Raw genomic sequence first — 18,313 nt, 5'->3', positions numbered from 1 at the left:
TCTCCGGGTCCGGGCTGATGGTGGCAAGTGCCACTGCGGCCGTCACGATGACGTCGCTCAGCTCCTTCTCGACGAGCCGCCGGCGCGGGCGGTGACGATGGCCTCCTGGATGGGGCCGCTGCGCCCTGACACCTGAGAGAGTCGCCGAACACGCCGCACTGCTGGTCGCCGTCGACTGGCTCAACGACGCCGATACAGCCGGCGGCAGGCTGCGCGGACAGCTTGCCGCGCGGGTCCTGCCTCAGGCAGGCTGCTGTAGCCGGACGGTCTTGCCCCAGTATGCATCCAGAGGGGCGACCGCCAACTCCGGTCGATCCCCGTGCTCCCGAACCGTGCCCCGCTCCCTGGCGTGGGACACACCGTATGGGGGCGGATCACCCGTGAGGGGAGTCATGCACCCAGGAGCGGGTTCACGCAGTCGCGTTGGTCGTCGCTGATCCGGGCGGGCCGCTGCTGGCCGATGTCGAAGGAGACCACGGTGGTCAGGGCCGCCTTGTGGTCGTCATCGCCGCAGTTCGATCAGCCCGAGTCCAACTGCCTTGGTCTATGCGGTGGCGTAGGGGTTGATGATGCGGTGCGGTCGGCGGGAGGTCGCCATGACGTTCTGCGGGAAGCGGGGGCCGGCCACGTAGTGGCGTCCCTTCGTCTGCCCGATCGCGGTGAGCACGTCGGCCTTCGTGAGGGCCTGCAGGTCCCGGGTTGCCTGCTGGGTGTTGATCGCTTCCTGCCGCTCGTAGCGCGAGCGGCGCACCCGGCCCACCATCGCGACCTCGTGGAGGGCAGTCACTTGCCGCTCACTGATCCCGTTGGCGTCGGCGTGCTCCATCAGCTCGATCCAGACCTGGTTCGAGCGGTCGACCCGATGCTGCACCCGCTGAGCCTGCTCGTGGTAGGCGCGCAGGTTGAACTTGATCCACGGCAGGGTGTCGCGTTCGGGCGAGTACACCGGGCCGCCGACCTCCCGGAGCACCTTGTAGTACTCCCAGGTGTTGCCAGGCATCCCGAGCCACTCCTCAATCGAGGAGAACTCCGGTGCGAGAACGCCGCCGCGGGCAATCAGCAGGGTCTGGAGGGAACGGGACATACGGCCGTTCCCGTCGGACCACGGATGGATCTTCACCAGGTTCAAGTGCGCCATCGCCGCCCGGATCAGGACGTGAGCTTCGGTGTCGCCGTCATTGAGCCAGTCCACCAGCTCGGCCGTCAGGCCGGGCACGAGCTCCTGGTCGGGTCCGTCGTAGTCGGTGGCGAGCTCGTCACCGGGCGCGGTGATCCGGATCGAGGTCTTGCGCCACTGCCCGGCGGTGCGCAGCGGGTGGTGGTGGCCCTGGAGCATCCAGTGCAACGCGTTGAGGAGTTCCTTGCTGTAGCGGAAGTCGGTGACGTCGTGGAGCGACTGGATGTAGGTCATCGCCTGCTGGTAGGCGAGGGTCTCCGCCTTGTTCTCCTCGCTGGCGTCGACCTCACGCTCCCCGTCCATCAGGTCGGCGACGTCCTTCGCGTCAACCTGATAGCCCTCGATCGTGTTCGACGCCGCGATCGCGCTCGCGGTCAGCGCCTTACGCAGATCCTGAGTCCACTTCATCGGCGCCTGCTGCACCGCATAACGCAGGCGCTCGCGCAGGCCGTCCACCTCGTGCAGAACCTTGAGGTCTGCGGCGTCGAGCACGGGAGTCTTATACAGCATGACTCAATGATACCAGCTACCTATCATTCCGGTAGAAGTCGGGAGCGCTGACCACGCCAACCTGCAGAGACGCAGGCAGGTCCGCCTGCCACACAGGCCACCGACCACCGCTACCAGGACTGCAGACCTTCGGACAGCTTCTTGAACCATGGCGCACGGTGTGTCCGACGGCGCACCGGTCGAGGGCCACGTCTAGGACAGGCCGTGCTCGCGCCGGGGCCTTGGCGACTGGACGCTCGCGCAGGATGTCGACGGCGAGCGCGAGGCCGACGTCGTCATGACGCTCGCTGTGCAAGGCGAGACCCACGTCGGGGACGCACTCCGTGCGACCGGGCCGGTCCAGCACCCAGCACGACCGGCGTGACGCCCTCACGCCGCAAACGCTCGCCCGACGACAGCGGGAGCCTCAGCACCTCCGGCGGCCCGCGGACAGGATCAGTACGGCGTTGTCGGTGTGGAAAGCGCCGTACGTGCTCGTGTACGCGGTCAGCCAGTCGAGGGCTCCCATCGCCATCCCGAAGGCCCAGCCAGCAGTGGCCGACCAATGCGGGGCGAGGAGTATGAGGCAGACCAACCACCGGCAGGGCGACGAACCCGCCGCCAGGAATAGACGGGTGGGCGTCTCGCCGAAAACACTCGGAACGGTGCGGCGTCCGATCCTGACGCCTTCGGCGATGTCTCCCACACGGCGGTCAGCATGAACAGAGTGCCGAGTAACATGCCGAGGTCTTTGAGGACCCAAGCCCGTCGCCTACCTCGAGGCGTGTCTGCCGGAACCATTGTGCGCTCCCATCTACTTCCCCTGATAGCCGGGTGCGGGGGAGCTGCGGCGGATACGCCCTCGATCACGGATATCGCGGTGCTGCCGACGTGAACGCCAAGGTGGTACTGATAGAGCCCCAGTGCACAATGGCCGGGGCCGACTGCGTTGGGTGCAGGAGCTGGTCGGAGCTGGTTCACAGTTCGTATCCGCGGTATCCCGCTGCGGTGCCCAGTACGGGGAAGCGGGTTCGGCTGTGCCTGTGGGCCTGCCGGCTCACCTACTCGAACGCACGAACACTTCGCAGAACAGGCGCCCGGATGGGAACGCAGTCGCGCACCCTCCGTGATCGGGTGGTCTCTCGGCGCTCTTGCCTGGCACGCAGATCTCACGCCATGATCAAGCAGGGCCGACTGATGAACGATCGCTGTGATCTTGACGCTGGGGGGCGTATGGGTGCCTATCGTTTCAACCCGCCACCGAACTGGCTGATGCCAACCGGCTGGACTCCGCCCGCGGACTGGACACCGGACCCCTCCTGGCCGCCACCCCCCAACGGCTGGCAGCTGTGGATTCCGGCCCAGCAGGACGAAGAAGGCCCCGCGCCCGCGGCCGAGATCCCGGCGCCCCGCCGGCAACGCTGGTTCCGGCGCAGCCGGGGAGAGGGAGGAAGCGAAGCCGAGCAGCTGCGCGACTGGATCTCGCGAACCCAGGGCGCGGACGCCGCGGTGCTGGCACTGCTGAAGCGCCAGACCCGTCAGGAAGCCGAAGAACTGCGCCAGCGGGCGGTGGACGAGGCCGACGAGATCGTGCGAGAGGCGCGTCGTACGGCAAAGGAGCATCAGGCAGCCGCCCGCCAGGCCGCGAAGGACACGGAGAAGGCACAGAAGGAGGCGGAGCAACACCGCTCGGAGGTCTATAAGGCGGAGAGCCGGCTGAACGACCTGCGCACGCGGATCGTGACCACCGACGAGACCGTGATGCTCCAACAGATCGGGATCTACGCCTACCGCCACCCGCTCGACGATGCCGTGGCCTACCGAGCCCGGCTGGACGCCATCAAGGCGAAGATCAAGGAACTCGCCCGCTCACAGCAGGCCGTACTCGGCGCCAGCGGTTGGACCGTCAACGGATCGGCCCGCCAAGGCACCAAGATGATCCGCGACTATTCGAAACTCATGCTCCGCGCCTACAACGCCGAAGCCGACTACGCCGTGCGCAGCATGCGCCCGCACCGCCTCACCTCGCTCGTCGACCGCCTGTACAAGAGCCGGGAGACGATCGCCAAGCTGGGCGCCACCATGGACATCCGGATCTCTGATGCCTACCACGATGCCCGAGTGGAGGAACTGCGTCTGACGGGGGACTTCCTGCAGCGCAAGGAAGAGGAGAAGCAGGCCCAGCGCGAGGCCCGCGCCCGCGAGCGTGAAGAGGCAACCGCTCAGCGGGAACTGGATCGCGAGCGGGAAAAGCTGCACAAGGAGATGAGCCACTACCAGAGCGCGCTGCACAGGCTGCGGGCCCAAGGCGATCATGCGGCCGCGGCCGAGATGGCGGCGAAACTCGCGGAGATCGAGGGGGCCCTGGACGACGTGGAGGCCCGAGCGGCCAACATCCGCACTGGCTATGTATACGTCATCTCCAACGTCGGCGCCTTCGGCGACAACATGGTCAAGATCGGAATGACGCGGCGCCTCGAACCGCTGGAACGCATCTATGAGCTGAGCGGCGCCGCTGTGCCCTTCCGATTCGATGTCCACGCACTGATCTTCAGCAAGGATGCAGTCGGCCTCGAAACCCGGCTGCACCAGGAGTTCACCTCGCGCCGCGTCAACTGGGTCAACAGCCGCAAGGAGTTCTTCCGCGTCACGCCAGCAGAGGTCAAAGCCGTCCTCGAACGCAGCGCCGGTGAGCACCTCGTCGAGTTCAATGAGGTCGCTGAAGCGATCGAATGGCGCAGCAGCACGACGAAAGGCAGCGGATCGCCGTAAAGGCACGCACAAACACCCGGGGACGGGGGGCCGGTGGGCGCTGGCCAACTACCTGGTCGGAACCGGCACTGACCTTGCCGGCGCACTCCAAACCTGGGGGGTCTCAGCGGGCTCGCCCCTGGCCCGAACGGGGCCAACGGGGCTGGCGAGGGTGGCCACTGCCCTGGCCCAGCATCCGCCGGCGGTCTCGGCCGCTGGCTGTCAACACCGGTGCTCGTGGTCTCGGTGGCAGTCATCACCACCATCCGGCTGTGGCCAAGCACGCTCAGGGGGCGAGCAAGCAGCGCCCGTATCTCGGGTTGCAGGAGGTGGATGCGGGCGCCGCCAAGCCTCTCCCTCAGGTTGGCGACCCGGTAGTCCGGTGCACGGGCGCCGAGTTGCCCGCGCATCTGCAGGAGCAGGGGGTGCCAGCCCGCCCCCGACCGCATGCGGCTTGTCCGACACCTGGTGTACGGGGCACCAACCCCGCTCCGGTCATTTTGCAGGGTTCCGTCCTTCCACGTCTGCGCGTCGGCCGATGCGAATCGGTACACCCCCTGCGAGGCGATCTGGCGTAGCGCCGCGCGCCCTGCTCTGGTGAGTTGCTCAAGGATCCTGGTCTGGGCCCGGCTCGAGCACGGCTTCTGTCGCTGTTCCTTATGCGCAGGGGCGGCGCGGCATGGCTCGCTGTCCGCGTGCTCGTCTCAGCGGTCTTGGTGGGTGAACCAGTTCTGTTCGCAGGCCACATCCTGCAGGTGGGAGGCGTCGGAGGTCAGAGCTGAGCGTTCGGCTGCCGCGACGGCTGCCAGGACCCATTCGATGGGGTAGTCGAATGGTGCGTCAAGGATGGCAGTGACAGCTTCGGGGGCGTCATCGAGGACGTCGCTGCGCACGTGGAGCGGCTCCCCGAAGGGCCCTTGTGAGTGTGGGCCGTAAGCGCGCAGTCCCTCCATCAGCTGCGGCGTGAGGGCGTGTGACATCCGTTCGGTCAGGGCGTGCAGGGCTGGCCAGGCAGAGCCGCCGTAGAGAGCCATGTCGATCAGTACCGACTCGTCCAGGGCAGCGAGCTTACTGGGGACGTGATGGGTGAGGAGGTTGACGGTGACCAGGCTCCGGTCGGCAGCGGCAAGTAGAATGGCTTCGGACAGGGGCCGTCCCAACTTCGCAGCGCCCAGCCGACTGGAGCTGAGGCGCAGTGCTGACAACATCTGGTCCGGTATCTTGCTGATGGCGTCGTCCAGGCGCTCAAGGTGCTTGAGCAGTGTGTCTTCGGTGGCGGTGCTGAGCAGTGCCAGTACCCAGACCGCACGCGACAACGGGTCGGTGTAGGTGGTGTATGTGTTCGTCCACCATGTCGTGTCCGCGCGGTTGCGACGTATCTCTTGCAGTAGGCGCCCGTAGTCGGGGCGCGGGCCGAAGCATTCGGAGTCCCGCGTGAGGTCTCCTCCGGTCAGGAACGTCTTGGGATTGGCGGCGGCTCCGACAATGGCGATCTCGGCGGCCAGCCAGCATGGCCCGAACAGTTCGCTGACGGCGCGGGCGGTGTTGCCCCAGATTGATGTGGTGTTTGCCTGTCCTGCGGTGTTCTTCGCCTTCTGCTGCAGGAGGGCGAAGCGGGGGTCCCTTTCGCGAAGACGGCGGAATGCGCCCTGCCGGCGGTGCTGCGGGGCCCAGGCGGTCTCTCGCCCGTCTGCGGTGTCCGGCTGTTCCCACGCCCTGCGTATGTAGTAGTCGGGGCGAAGTACGCTCAATACGTCTCCCACGTAGCCAGAGCAAGGGTGGGTGATGTCGCTGGCGTGGCCGTCGAGGACGGCGCGAAGCAGTTTGTATTCTGCCGGAGAGTCAGGTTCCGCCACGGCTCCGGCGGCGAGGGCCGCAGCTGCGGTGGCCGGGTCGGGTAGGGCGAGACGGTTCACGACCTCCGCGCTGGCGCGGGCCAAGCTCTGAGTCGGTGCGGCCATCTCCAACCAGGTGCGTTCATTTTGGGTACCGGCCACCGCGAGCATATGGCGCTGCCACCACGCGTCGAACCCGGCGGGGTCATCAAGATGCGAAGCGAATTGGATGCGTTCGGCTGTTGCCCGGGAGACTGGCGCCTTCTCGACTAGCGCTCTCAGGCCAGCCGCCAAGTGGTATCCGCCACGATCTCCGGCTACTTCGGGGAGTTCGTGCACGGAGGTGGCGCTGTGGTGAATGAGGCGGACGCTGAGATCGTCGAGGAAGAGCTCCGCGGCCCGGTTCTGCGAGCGCTTACGTCCGATGAACACGCCGTCGGCCAGCAAGTTCCAGGCGGCAATGCGGACCTGCTTGGGGTGCAGGCGGGCCTCGCGCTCCTCCTCCAGTACCTCGACCATACCGCCGAGCTCGTTGGGATTGGCAAATCCAGCGTAGAAGCGCAGGGTGTTGAGCCAGTATCCGCGCCAAACCATGTTGCGCAGCACTTCCCCGGTATCGAAGCCTCGCTGGTCGGCACCCGCGTATTCGTAGAGGTAGCGGGCTGCGAAGTACTCACGCAGCGGCTGCACGTCGAACTCGAAGGTTCCCTGCACCTTGCTCGTGAGGGCCCAGACCCGGTCGGTGACGGCGGTGAACAAGTCGGTAAACATCGACGCGTCTTTGTCGACGTCGAACAGGTAGGTCATTACGGCTTTGAGTAGTTCGCGGGTCGCCATCTGGCCGTTGCCGTTCTCCGCTTCGGCGCGTGCCTGCAGATGCCATCCCAAGAACGCCGTGACCTCCTCCAGGTCGGCGCGGTGTTCGTGGACGGTCGCCGCTTTCTCCGCCTCCCTGTCCAGGAAGGTCTCCATGTAGGAGGTGTAGAGCGCGGTGCGGCTATTCGGCACCGAGTTGGCGCGCCGCTGCATCAGGAACAACAGGATCGTCAGCTGCATGGGGTTGTCTGCCAGCTGGGCGATGTGGGGCTCGGCGGAGCGCTGTCTGAACGTACGCTCCAGCTCGACCAGGTCGGGGCCTGATATGTCTCGGGCTCGCGCCCATTTGTGCAGGTAGGTGTTGCGCAGTTCAGGGGTGAGGCGGGTGAGCGCGATGGTCTCGAACAGCGTTTCGGACGGTTCGGTCAGCTCTGACGCATTGGGTCGGGTGGTGACGATCAGCTGGGCGTTCAAAGCGGTGCGCAGCCGGGCAGCGAAGGAATCGATTTCGTTGACGACGCGCTTACGCGTGGTGGGGCTGGCCACTTCGTCAAGCCCATCGAGGACCACTAGGACAGGCAGCCGGTCCAGAAGGTCGTGCACCGTCGCGGCCTCGGCGGGCAGCCCTCCACCGTGGGCCGTGAGGAACGCGGCAAGGAACTGTTCGAGTTGTCCGTCGCGGCGCAGCCGCTTCTTGGCCGTGCCCATGTCGTCGGCGAAGGGATCCTGCCCTGCCAGCCAGGACGCGTAGTCGTGCAGGTCGATACGCAGTGCGATACGCGGGTCGGCCGGGTGTTCCGGCTCGGCCGGGCCGGTGGCGGACTCGTCGGCTTCGTTGAGGTAGGCCGCGCGGTGGCGCTGGCACAGGTACTGGCTCAGTGTGGACTTGCCCTGGCCGGGTTCGCCGCGCACCAGGGTGAACGGGCGGTCTGCGCGTATCAGATAGCGGGCGGCCCCGGCCAGGTCGGCGGGGTCCTGGCCAAGATTCAGCGTTCCGGGCAGGGGTCGGCGGAGGTTGCTCGGTTCGGAGACACGGGTGGCACCGACGTCGACGAACAGGTCGTCGAGGTTGTGGGTGGTCAGTTCGACTTGCTTGAACTTGACCTTGGAGTCTTCCTCCCACTGCGTGGCGATCACCTTCATCACCAGGTTCCGCAGTTCCTGGTCCTGGGCAGCTGCCTGGGCGCCGTGGATGAAGTACCGCACCAGGTCGTGGCCGGCCAACATGTCGGAATAGGCCCACTTCAGTTCGGTGGGCGCGGCGTCGACGCGCGCGTCGATGTCGGAGCGCCACCACAGCTGCATGGGGATGTTGAAGTCGCGTTTGAACCGGGTGAGCTCGGCGTCCAGGCGGTCCATACTGCCCCGACCCGGGACGGCAGTGCCAGCGACGGAGGTGATGAGCACGTACCGGGTTGCGCCGTCGCGCACCAGCCGGCGGATGTTGTCCGCTTCTTCCTTGATCGCGGCGCTGAGCCAGGAGACCGGATTCTGGGTGGCCTTGCTGGTCCACTTCACCTGATAGATGACGGCTTCGGTGCCGTCGATGCGGGTCATGTCCCGGCCGCCGTCGGAGTGCCCGACCGGGTAGCAGCGGGCGTCGGGGTGGACGTGGGCGAGGAGGGCTGCGCAAAGGCGCTGGAAGTTCTTTTCCGTCAGCCGCTCATAGAGATAGTTGCCCTGCCCCGTGCTGGCATCCGCCATACTGCTCTCCCGACTCGAACTTCCCGTGCGTGTACAGAAGCGACAAGCCTAGTAGGGCTTGGTGGCTCGGCTGTCGCTACGCCCGTTTCCGGGTCGACAGATTGGACGTGGTCCCCGATTCGCACATCTGCAATCGCCAGATACACACCGTTGATCGGCTACTCCCACATCCACTCGGCCGTGGACGATCACTCCCGCCTGGCCTACAGCGAAGTCCTCACCGACGAACGCAAGGAGACAGCCGCAGGCTTCTGGCACCGGGCCCAGGCGTTCTTCGCCGCCCACGGCATCACCGTCGAACGGGTCCTGACCGACAACGGAGCCTGCTACAAGTCCAAGCTGTTCACCCAGACCCTGGCCGCGGCCGGGATCACCCACAAGAAGATCCGGCCCTACCGGCCGCAGACCAACGGCAAGGTCGAACGCTTCAACCGCACCCTGCTGGACGAATGGGCCTACCTCCGGCCCTACACCAGCAACCAGCAGCGGACCGAAGCCCTGGCAGACTTCCCCCCACCTACAACCACCACCGCTACCACACCGCACTGGGCGGACACCCGCCCATCAGCCGCATTGACAACGCTACGGGTCAATACAGTGGGCAAGTACCCCAAGGGTTGGGGGCCGGCCTTCCAGCGTCCGGACAAGCGGGCGGTCGAGCAGGACCCGGAAGCGGTACGCCTCTGTCGCGAGGGGACCTGGCCAGGGATCCGCGCCAGGGCGAAGGCGGAGAACGCCGAAGTCCTCTTCGCCGACCAGGTCGGAATCCGCTCGGACCAGGTCACCGGCCGCACCTGGGGCGCCAAGGGCCGGACGCCGGTCGTCCGCCGGACCGGGAACCGGTTCTCCGTGAACGCGATGTCCGCGATCAGCACCCGCGGCCGGATGCACTTCATGGTCTTCGCCGAGTCGTTCGACGCGGAGGTCATGTGCCGCTTCCTCGCCCTGATCGTCGGGCACTTCGACCGGAAGATCCATTTGATCGTCGACCGGCACTCGGCCCACCGCTCGAAGACTGTCCGGGACTGGCTCGCCGACCACAACGACGAGATCGAGCTGCACTTCCTGCCCTCGTACTCACCCGAGCTGAACCCCGACAAGCTGGTCAACGCCGACCTCAAACGCAGCCTGCCCCACACCCACCGGGCCAGGAACCAGGCCGGACTCGTGGCCGAAATCCGCAGATTCTTCCACAGTCGCCAGCGTCAACCACACATCGTCCGCGGCTACTTCGGCGGCCCACACGTCCGCTACATCCTCGACGAGAATCCTTTGAGTTTCTGATCAATATGTGCTTCAGCTTGGATTTGAGCACCTGTGTGAAGGTCGGCCTTGGCGCTGGTGCGCTCTCGTATTCAGTTGTCGCCAGTGCCCTGAGGAAACAAGCCAGTTGGTGACCGTCCGTGATCGCCGGAGGGGTATCAGCTCCGTGTCCCGCCGGTCTCGTTACGGAGCCGGGTGGCGGTGTTGTCGTGGTGGCCGAGAGCGTCTGCGACGACGGTGGCAGGTAGTTTGGGCAGCCTCTTCGGATGGCGGCGGTGCGGGCGGCTGCGGCAGGGGCACCGAACCTGTTGAGGAGTGCAGACAGGTGATCCGGGCGGCACCGCTACTACCCCACCTGGCCGGGTACCCTGGAACGCCTCCGGTTCATGGATGCAGTGTTGCCTCGCCCTTGACGAGGATGCCGGTGCGCTGGCCCAGGCGTACGGAGACGGGCCCGGCGACCCGGATGCCGACCGGGCCCTCCAGACCGTCGACGGAAACGGTGACCACGGCGTCGTGGCCGTAGAAGGTCACGTCGGTCACGGTGCCCTGGGCGGCGGTCGCGGCTTCGGTGAGCTGGAGTTGCTCGGGCCGCAGCAGGACGGTGCCCTCGCTCCGACCCCCGGGGGGCCCCGCGAGGGGGAGGCGGCCGAGCACGGTCGTCGCGGTGCCGCCGTCGGCGGTTCCGGGGATGAGGACGGCGTCACCGACGAAGCGCGCCACCCAGGGATCGGCGGGGCGGCGGTAGACCTCTTGTGGTGTGTCGCACTGGGCCACGCGGCCGTCCCGTACGACGGCGACCAGGTCGGCGGTGGAGAGGGCTTCCTGCTGGTCGTGGGTGACCAGGAGGGCGGTGGCTCCGGTGGCGCGCAGGGCGGCCCGGACATCCGCCCGGACACCTGTCCGCAGGGCGCTGTCGAGGGCATTGAACGGTTCGTCCAGCAGGACCAGGGCCGGTTCCGGCGCCAGAGCGCGCGCCAGGGCGATGCGCTGCTGCTGGCCGCCGGACAGTTCGTGCGGCATCCGGTCGCCGTAGCCGCCGAGGCCGACGAGTTCGAGCATCTCCTCGGTGCGGCTGCGGCGCTCGGTCCGGTCGTGTCCGGTCAGCCCGAAGGCAACGTTGTGGGCGACGCTCAAGTGCGGAAAGAGCGCCCCCTCCTGGGGAACGATGCCGATGCGGCGTCGCTCGGGGGGAAGGTGGACTCCGGGGCCGGCCAGAGTGCGTCCGCCGACGGTGACGGTGCCCGCGTCGGCGCGCAGGAAGCCGGCGACGATGCGGAGCAACGTGGTCTTGCCGCAGCCGGAGGGGCCGAGGAGGGCGGCCAGAGTGCCGGCGGGGACGGTGAGGTCGAGGCCCTGCAGGACGGGCGCGTCCGGGCCGTAGGACTTCGACACTCCGGTGATCTGTACGTCGGTCATGTGCGGTGCCGCCCGAGGAGGTAGGAGGGGATGGCCGCCAGCAGGATCAGCGCCGCGGCATAGGGGGCCGCCGCGGCGAACGATCCGGTCCCGGTCTCCGTCCAGAGGCGGGTGGCGAGGGTGTCCATGCCGGTGGGGCGCAACAGGAGCGTCGCGGGGAGTTCCTTCATGCACACCACGAAGGTCAGGGCGGCTCCGGCAGCGACGCCGGGCGCGGCCAGGGGGACCGTGATGTCGTGCAGTACGCGCAGGGGGCTGCGGCCGAGCGAGCGGGCGACGTCCTCCAGCACCGGCGGGGACTGCAGTACGGCGGCCCGGGTCGCGGCCACCGCGACGGGAAGGAAGAGCACCGCGTACGCGCAGACGAGCAGCGGGAGCTCTTGGTAGAGCGGCTCGGCGTAGCGGACCGCGAAGAAGACCAGGGACAGGGCGACGGTGATGCCGGGCAGCGCATGGCCGGCATAGGCGGACTGTTCCAGCAGGTGTGCGGTCCGGCCCCGGTGGCGGGCGGCGATCACCCCGACGGGCAGGGCGAGGAGGGTGGTGAGCGCGGCTCCCGCGGCGGCGACACCGAGGGTGGTGCCGGCGGTGTCGGAGAGCCGGGCGGGGTCCCAGGTCGCGGAGTTGCCCACGGCGAGCCAGTACCCGAGCGCCGCCAGCGGCATGAGGACGGCGATGGCCACGACCGCCGTGCACCAAGCCAGGGCGGGTATCCGCCACCGGCCCAGCGGCGCGGGAACGGCCGGGCGCGCCGTCCCGGTACCGGTTCTGGCGTGGCCCGCGCGGCCGCGGGTACGCGCCTCGGCGGCGACGAGCAGAATCGTCATCACGACCAGGACGACGCTGAGGGCGGCGGCCGGGGTGCGGTCGAAGCTGGCGCGGTAGGAGGTGTAGATGCCGCGGGTGAAGGTGTCGTACCGCATCAGGGAGACGGCGCCGAAGTCGGAGAAGACGTACAGCGCGACCAGTACGGCTCCCCCGGCCGCGGCGGGGCGCACCTGCGGCAGCGTGACGCGCAGGAAGGTCTTCAGCGGCCGGTGGCCTAGCGAGCGCGACACCTCCTCCTGTGCCGGATCGGCCCCGCGCAGTGCGGCGGTGACGGGCAGGTAGACGTACGGGAAGCTCACCAGGGTCAGCGCGAGGGCGGCGCCGCCGAAGCCCGCGAGGCCGGGGAACGCGGACAGCCAGGTGAAGGCCGCGACGTAGCTCGGCACGGCCAGGGGCAGGGTCACCAGGACCGACCAGGCCCGGGCGCCGGGCAGCGCGGTCCGTACGGTGAGCCAGGCCAGCGACACGCCGAGCACGAGGCAGGCCGATACGACGACGGCGGCCAGTCCGAGGCTGCGGCCGAGCAGTTGCGCCGTGCGCTCGTTGGCGATGACCTCCCAGGCGAACGCAGGACCGCGCTCCAGGGAGCGGACCGCGAGGTAGCCGAGGGGCAGCAGCGCGAACACGGCGGCAGCGGCCGCCGGCAGGAGCAGGGCGGCAGGCGGGCGGCGCCCGGCGCGCAGCCGCCCGGCGGGCGCGGTGGCGCCTGCCGGGCGGACTGCGGGATCCGCCGGTGCGACAGGATCCGTGGAGTGCATGAAGGTCAGACCATCCCGGCTTCCTGGAGCATCTTCAGGGTCTCCTGAAGCGAGTCCAGCTTGCCGAGGTCGATCTTGGGGGCGTCGAGGGAGGCCAGTGGCGGCAGGTCCTTGACGGTGCTGGTGACACCGGCGGCCAGCGGGTACTCCTTGGTGTCCTCGGCGAAGTACTTCTGGGCTTTCTCCGAGAGCAGGAAGTCGACGGCCTTCTGCGCGGCCGGCGCCTGGTCGCTGCCCTTGAGAATTCCGACTCCGGCCGTGTTGACGAGGGCGCCCGGGTCGCCGCCCGGCAGGAAGTGGATCTTTGCCTTGACCTTGCTCTCGCCCTTTTCGGCGACCTGCTCGTACCAGTAGTAGTGGTTGATCAGGCCGAGCGAGACCTCGCCCTTGCCGACGCCGTCGAGGACCTTGAGGTTGTTCTCGTAGACCTTCGGCTCGTTGGCCTTCAGGCCCTTGAGCCAGGTGCGGGTGGCGTCGTCGCCCTCCAGGACGCGCATGCCGGTGACGAAGGCCTGGAAGGAGGCGTTGGTCGGGACGTAGCCGATCTTGCCTTTCCATTCCGGCTTGACCAGCTCGTGCACGCTGTCGGGGGCCTTGGCGACCTTGGCAGGGTTGTAGGCAAGGACGCGGGCACGCCCGGAGGTGCCCACCCAGTCGCCCGCGCCGCCGCGGAAGGCGGCGTCGACCTTGTCGAGCGAGGCCTGGGGCAGCTGCTCCAGCAGGCCCTTCTTGGAGAGCGCGCCGAGGGCTCCCGCGTCCTGGGAGAAGAACAGGCCCGCCTTGGTCTTGTCGCCCTCTTCCTGGATCTGGGCGGCGAGTTCGGCGCTCTCGCCGTAGCGGACGGCGACCGTGGTGCCGACGGCCTTCTCCAGCTCGTCCAGGAGCGGCTTGACCAGCTTCTCGTTGCGGCCGGAGTAGATCACGAGCCCGGCGTCGTCCTCGTCGACGCCGCAGCCCGCGAGGGCGGGAAGGAGGAGCGCCGCCGCGGAGAGCGCGGCGAGACGGTGGACCAAGGGGCGTCGCATGGGAAGCCTTCCTGCACGTGCAGCGAGAACCTGAACGCCCAATAACTAAGGTAAAGCTAACCTAAAGGCAAGAGTGAAGCACGCAACGTTTCGGCCTCGCGGGGGTTCGGCGGAGCCGACCCTACCTGTGAATTCCTTATGGATCTTCAATGTCTCAGCCGTGACTTTCCTGTGACTATCCTCTGAGGTAAGGCTTTCCTAAGATGCGCTCGTGACAGCCCCTCCAGCCCTACTCCCGGGTACCAAGACCGTTCCGTTCGCCGGCGCCCTCGCGGCCCACGGCGACCGCACCGCGGTCATCGCCGCCGACGGCACCGTGACCTACCGCGAGCTCGCCGCCCGTGTGGAGGCGACAGCCAGTCGTCTGGGGCGGGAGCGCCGTCTGGTCCTGGTGATCGGCGCCAACACCGTCGAGGCGCTCGTCGTCCACCTCGCGGCCCTGTCGGCCGGGCACCCGGTCCTGCTGGTGCCGGGCGACCACCCCGAAGCCGTGCAGTCGCTCGTCGACGCGTACGACCCGGACGTCGTGGCGCACCCGAACGGCGGACAGTGGGTACTCGACGAGCGCCGACCCGTGTCGGCGCACGACCTGCACCCGGATCTCGCGCTCCTGCTGAGCACTTCCGGATCGACCGGTTCGCCGAAACTCGTACGTCTGTCGCACCAAAACCTTCAGGCAAACGCCGAATCCATCGCCGATTACCTGGAAATCCGGGACACCGACCGCGCGGCCACGACGCTGCCGATGCACTACTGCTACGGCCTTTCCGTCATCCACAGCCATCTGCTGCGCGGGGCCGCCTTGATCCTCACCGACCTTTCGGTGGCGGACAGTTGCTTTTGGGAGTTGTTCCGGAACGCCCGGGGAACGACCTTCGCAGGTGTCCCGTACACCTTCGACCTGCTCGACCGCGTCGGCTTCGCCGCGATGGACCTGCCCCACCTGCGCTACGTCACCCAGGCAGGCGGCCGGCTCGCGCCCGACCGGGTCCGGCACTACGCGACCCTCGGCCGCGCCGCCGGCTGGAGGCTTTTCGCGATGTACGGGCAGACCGAGGCGACGGCCCGCATGGCCTACCTGCCGCCCGACCTCGCGGAAACTCAACCCCAGGCAGCCGGAGTCGCGATCCCCGGCGGCGCCTTCCGGCTCCAGCCGCTGCCCGACTGGCCCGAGGAGAACACCGGCGAGCTCGTCTACGCCGGGCCGAACGTCATGCTCGGCTACGCCCACGCCCCCGCGGACCTCGCGCTGGGCCGGACCGTGCAGGAGCTGCACACCGGCGACATCGCGCGGCGCACCGCCGAGGGCATGTACGAGATCGTCGGCCGCCGCAGCGGGTTCGCGAAGATCCTCGGCCTGCGGATCGACCCCGCCCAGGTCGAGGCCATGCTCGCACGGCACGAGGTCACGTCCCTGTGCACCGGCGACGACGAAGCACTCGTCATCGCCGCCATCGGCACGGGCGCCGCGGACGCGCGCCGGATACGGAACATGGTGACGAGCGAGTGCGGCCTGCCGGCCCGGGCGGTCCGCATCCACCTGGTGGCCGACCTCCCCCGTCTGCCCACGGGCAAGCCTGACTACCGCGCGGTGCGTGAACTGGCCCGCCCGACCGACACCGGCTCATCGACGCCCGAGCACCCTATCGGCAGCGGTCCCGAAGACCTGTGCCTGCTCTACGCACGCATCCTCGACCGGACCGACGTGACGCCGGACAGCTCCTTCGTCAGCCTGGGCGGCGATTCGCTCTCGTACGTCGAGATGTCCCTCCACCTCGAAGAGCGGCTCGGCCACCTGCCAACCGATTGGCACGCCACACCGATCCGGGGACTCAGGCCGCCGGAGGGAGAGCCCCCCGCTCGCAGGCGGACCGTGGAGACCAGCGTTGCTCTGCGCGCCATGGCGATCTTCTGCATCGTCGGCTCGCACATCCACGTCTTCGGCATCAAGGGCGGAGCACACCTGCTCCTCGCCATAGCGGGCTACAACTTCGCCCGCTTCCACCTCACCACCGCCGAACGCGGCGAACGCATCCGGCGCGCCTGCCTCAGCATCGCGCGGGTCGCGGTGCCGTCCATGATCTGGATCGGCTTCGTACTCCCCCTCAACGACGACTACACCCTGGCCAACCTCGCCCTCCTCGACAGCGCACTGGGGCCCGAGGACAGCAAGACGGGCATGCACTTCTGGTTCATCGAGGCCTTGGTCTACATCCTGGTCGTCGCCGTAGCCCTCCTCGTGCTCCCCCTCGCCGACCGGGCGGAGCGCCGGTTCCCCTACGGTCTGCCCCTGACGCTCTCCGGTCTCGGCCTGCTCACCCGCTACGACCTGCTCGGCCTCCCCGACCGCGCCCAGATACCCGACGCGGTCACCGTCTTCTGGCTGTTCGCGCTCGGCTGGGCGGCGGCGAAGGCCCGAACGAAGGCGCAGCGGATCGTGGTCACGGCCGCTGCCCTGGCCACGGTGCCTGGTTTCTTCCCCGGCGACCCCGGACGAGAGGCGATCATCATCGCCACGTTCGCCCTGCTCGTGTGGGTGCCTTCCCTCCCCAGCCGCGAACGTGTCAACCAGGTCGCCGGCCTCCTGGCCACCAGCTCGCTGTACATCTACCTGACCCACTGGCAGATCTTCCCGCTGATCGAGGGGTTCTCCCGGCACTTGGCCTTCCTCGCCTCGCTAATCTTCGGCATCGCCTACGGTGCCACAGCGAACCACCTGATGCGCGCACTGCCCTCGCTGCTCGCACTGGGTGCACTGCGCAGACTCACCCGTCCGGGACTCCGAGCTCGAAGATCTTCCGACGCGCTCGAGTATCCGGCCGCCTCAGCTACAGGCGGAGGATGACCAGGGCGGTGTCGTCGGTGGCGCCGGCATATGGGAGCAGGACGGTCAGGAGGGCGTCGGCGAGTGTTTCGGGGTCGGCGCCCTGGTGGCGGGTGAGGGAGTCGGCGAGGCGGGCGAGCCCGGTGTCGATGTCCTCGTGGCGGCGTTCGATCAGCCCGTCGGTGTAGAGGACCAGGGTGGCTCCGTCGGTGTATGTGGTCTGGGCCTGGGGGCGGGGGAGGTGTTCGGGGCGGGCGCCGAGCGGGGGGTCGGTGGCCTGGTCGAGGAACTCGATGGTGTTGTCGGGGTGCAGCAGGGCCGGCGGGGGGTGGCCGGCGCTGCTGTAGGCGATGGTGTGGTTGGGGCTGTCGATGACGGCCAGGAATGCTGTGGTCGACTCCGCGCCGTCGACCGAGCGGGCGTACAGGCCGAGGACTTCCAGGGCGCGGGCGGGCCGTGGGCGACACGGGACGCTGCGCTCAGGGCGCTGCGCAGCTGTCCCATGACGCCGGCGGCGGTCAGGCCGGCGCCGACGACGTCGCCAACGGCCACCGCGGTGCGGTCGCCGGGCAGGTCGACCAGGTCGTACCAGTCCCCGCACACGTTCAGGGCCCCGACTGCGGGCAGGTAGCGCACCGCCGCGTGGTGATGGCGCAGAGGCTCGGGGGCGGGCAGCATCGCCTCTTGCAGGCGAAGGGCGACTCCGCGTTCGCGGGCGTGGGCCTCGCGCAGCCGCTCGTTGATCTCCTGCAGTTCCCCGGCCCGGTTGTACAGCTCGCCTTCCAGCGCCGGCGCCGGTGGAGCGCTGTCCTGGCTGCGGCGGGCGTGGATCAGCTCGGTGATGTCCTCCTCCCGGTGCAGCAGCAGAGCGACCTGTCCGTCCGGGCCGAAGACGGGCACGTTGACCGGACTCCAGTACCGCTCCTGCCACACCCCGGGCCGGCCCGGGTACTCCACGTCAAAGCGGTGCAGGGTCATGGCGTCGCGCTTCCCGGTCGCGGCCACCCACCGCAGTGAATCCCGCAGCTTGCACATGCCGGTTGCGGAAGGGTCCGCGGGATCGTCGGGGAAGGCATCCCACAGGTAGCGGCCCACGACCTGCTCACGAGTGCGTCCCAGGCTGGTCAGGAACGCCTCGTTGACGTCGGCGTACACCAGTGTGTTTGAAGCCCAATCTCCAGAAGATGCAATTTCCCATCCGCCGGAAAGACGACTGAAACCGGCGCCGTACTCTGCACCGCCTTCGAATGGTTCGGGGGTGCACTTCCGGGGTGCGGGGCGATGTCCAACGAGGACATTCAAGGAGATGAGTGGGACGCCTAAGTCGCGCTAAGGGTTGTCCCGTAAGTGATCTTCGAGTCGCCGGGGCCGGGTGGCTGCGGTCGGGTCCGCTCGCCTATCCGGTGAGGGCGAGGTTGTGCATG

General features: G+C 68.3%; 8 protein-coding genes and 2 pseudogenes. 4 read left to right on the top strand and 6 right to left on the bottom strand.

The window, feature by feature from the left end:
• Positions 1-544: 544 nt before the first annotated feature.
• Positions 545-1,687 carry a Fic family protein gene (locus tag ACFWP3_RS38850; protein WP_384230983.1) on the bottom strand — a complete coding sequence of 381 codons (1,143 nt, stop codon included), beginning with the start codon at positions 1,685-1,687 and terminating at the stop codon, positions 545-547.
• Between the two features lie 1,155 nt (positions 1,688-2,842).
• On the opposite strand from ACFWP3_RS38850, the gene ACFWP3_RS38845 reads away from it, so the two are divergent.
• Positions 2,843-4,438 (top strand): DUF4041 domain-containing protein, encoded by a 1,596-nt coding sequence (locus ACFWP3_RS38845; RefSeq protein ID WP_384230981.1) that lies wholly within the window; start codon positions 2,843-2,845, stop codon positions 4,436-4,438.
• Positions 4,439-5,121: 683 nt separating this feature from the next.
• Here ACFWP3_RS38845 and ACFWP3_RS38840 read toward each other — a convergent pair.
• Positions 5,122-8,772 carry an NACHT domain-containing protein gene (locus ACFWP3_RS38840; protein WP_384230978.1) on the bottom strand — a complete coding sequence of 1,217 codons (3,651 nt, stop codon included), beginning with the start codon at positions 8,770-8,772 and terminating at the stop codon, positions 5,122-5,124.
• Between the two features lie 147 nt (positions 8,773-8,919).
• On the opposite strand from ACFWP3_RS38840, the pseudogene ACFWP3_RS38835 reads away from it, so the two are divergent.
• Positions 8,920-9,368 (top strand): annotated as a pseudogene (locus ACFWP3_RS38835) (integrase core domain-containing protein); the annotation flags it as partial.
• Complete coding sequence (locus ACFWP3_RS38830) at positions 9,346-10,056, top strand: IS630 family transposase (RefSeq protein WP_384230975.1); 711 nt, start codon at positions 9,346-9,348, stop codon at positions 10,054-10,056. The pseudogene ACFWP3_RS38835 and the gene ACFWP3_RS38830, both read left to right, overlap by 23 nt.
• Positions 10,057-10,419: 363 nt before the next feature.
• Here the strand turns inward: ACFWP3_RS38830 and ACFWP3_RS38825 are convergent, their stop codons facing one another.
• The 3 genes from ACFWP3_RS38825 to ACFWP3_RS38815 are packed head-to-tail and all read right to left on the bottom strand — an operon-like array spanning position 10,420 to position 14,065.
• On the bottom strand, positions 10,420-11,454 hold the full coding sequence (locus ACFWP3_RS38825; protein WP_384230973.1) for an ABC transporter ATP-binding protein: 1,035 nt from the start codon (positions 11,452-11,454) through the stop codon (positions 10,420-10,422).
• Complete coding sequence (locus tag ACFWP3_RS38820) at positions 11,451-13,040, bottom strand: ABC transporter permease (RefSeq protein WP_384230970.1); 1,590 nt, start codon at positions 13,038-13,040, stop codon at positions 11,451-11,453. The genes ACFWP3_RS38825 and ACFWP3_RS38820 overlap by 4 nt, the downstream gene beginning before the upstream one ends.
• A 5-nt stretch (positions 13,041-13,045) precedes the next feature.
• On the bottom strand, positions 13,046-14,065 hold the full coding sequence (locus ACFWP3_RS38815) for an iron ABC transporter substrate-binding protein (RefSeq protein ID WP_384230967.1): 1,020 nt from the start codon (positions 14,063-14,065) through the stop codon (positions 13,046-13,048).
• Positions 14,066-14,276: 211 nt separating this feature from the next.
• Between ACFWP3_RS38815 and ACFWP3_RS38810 the strand changes: the two genes are divergently transcribed.
• Positions 14,277-16,910, top strand: coding sequence for an AMP-binding protein (locus tag ACFWP3_RS38810; RefSeq protein ID WP_384230965.1), 2,634 nt, complete (start codon positions 14,277-14,279; stop codon positions 16,908-16,910).
• Here ACFWP3_RS38810 and ACFWP3_RS38805 read toward each other — a convergent pair.
• Positions 16,894-18,080: pseudogene (locus tag ACFWP3_RS38805) on the bottom strand (SpoIIE family protein phosphatase). The gene ACFWP3_RS38810 and the pseudogene ACFWP3_RS38805 overlap by 17 nt on opposite strands.
• Positions 18,081-18,313 lie beyond the last annotated feature (233 nt).

Origin of the sequence: Streptomyces sp. NPDC058525 (genome assembly GCF_042719495.1) — a bacterium.
Taxonomy (GTDB): Bacteria; Actinomycetota; Actinomycetes; order Streptomycetales; family Streptomycetaceae; genus Streptomyces.
This window is presented reverse-complemented; position numbering and strand designations above follow the sequence as displayed.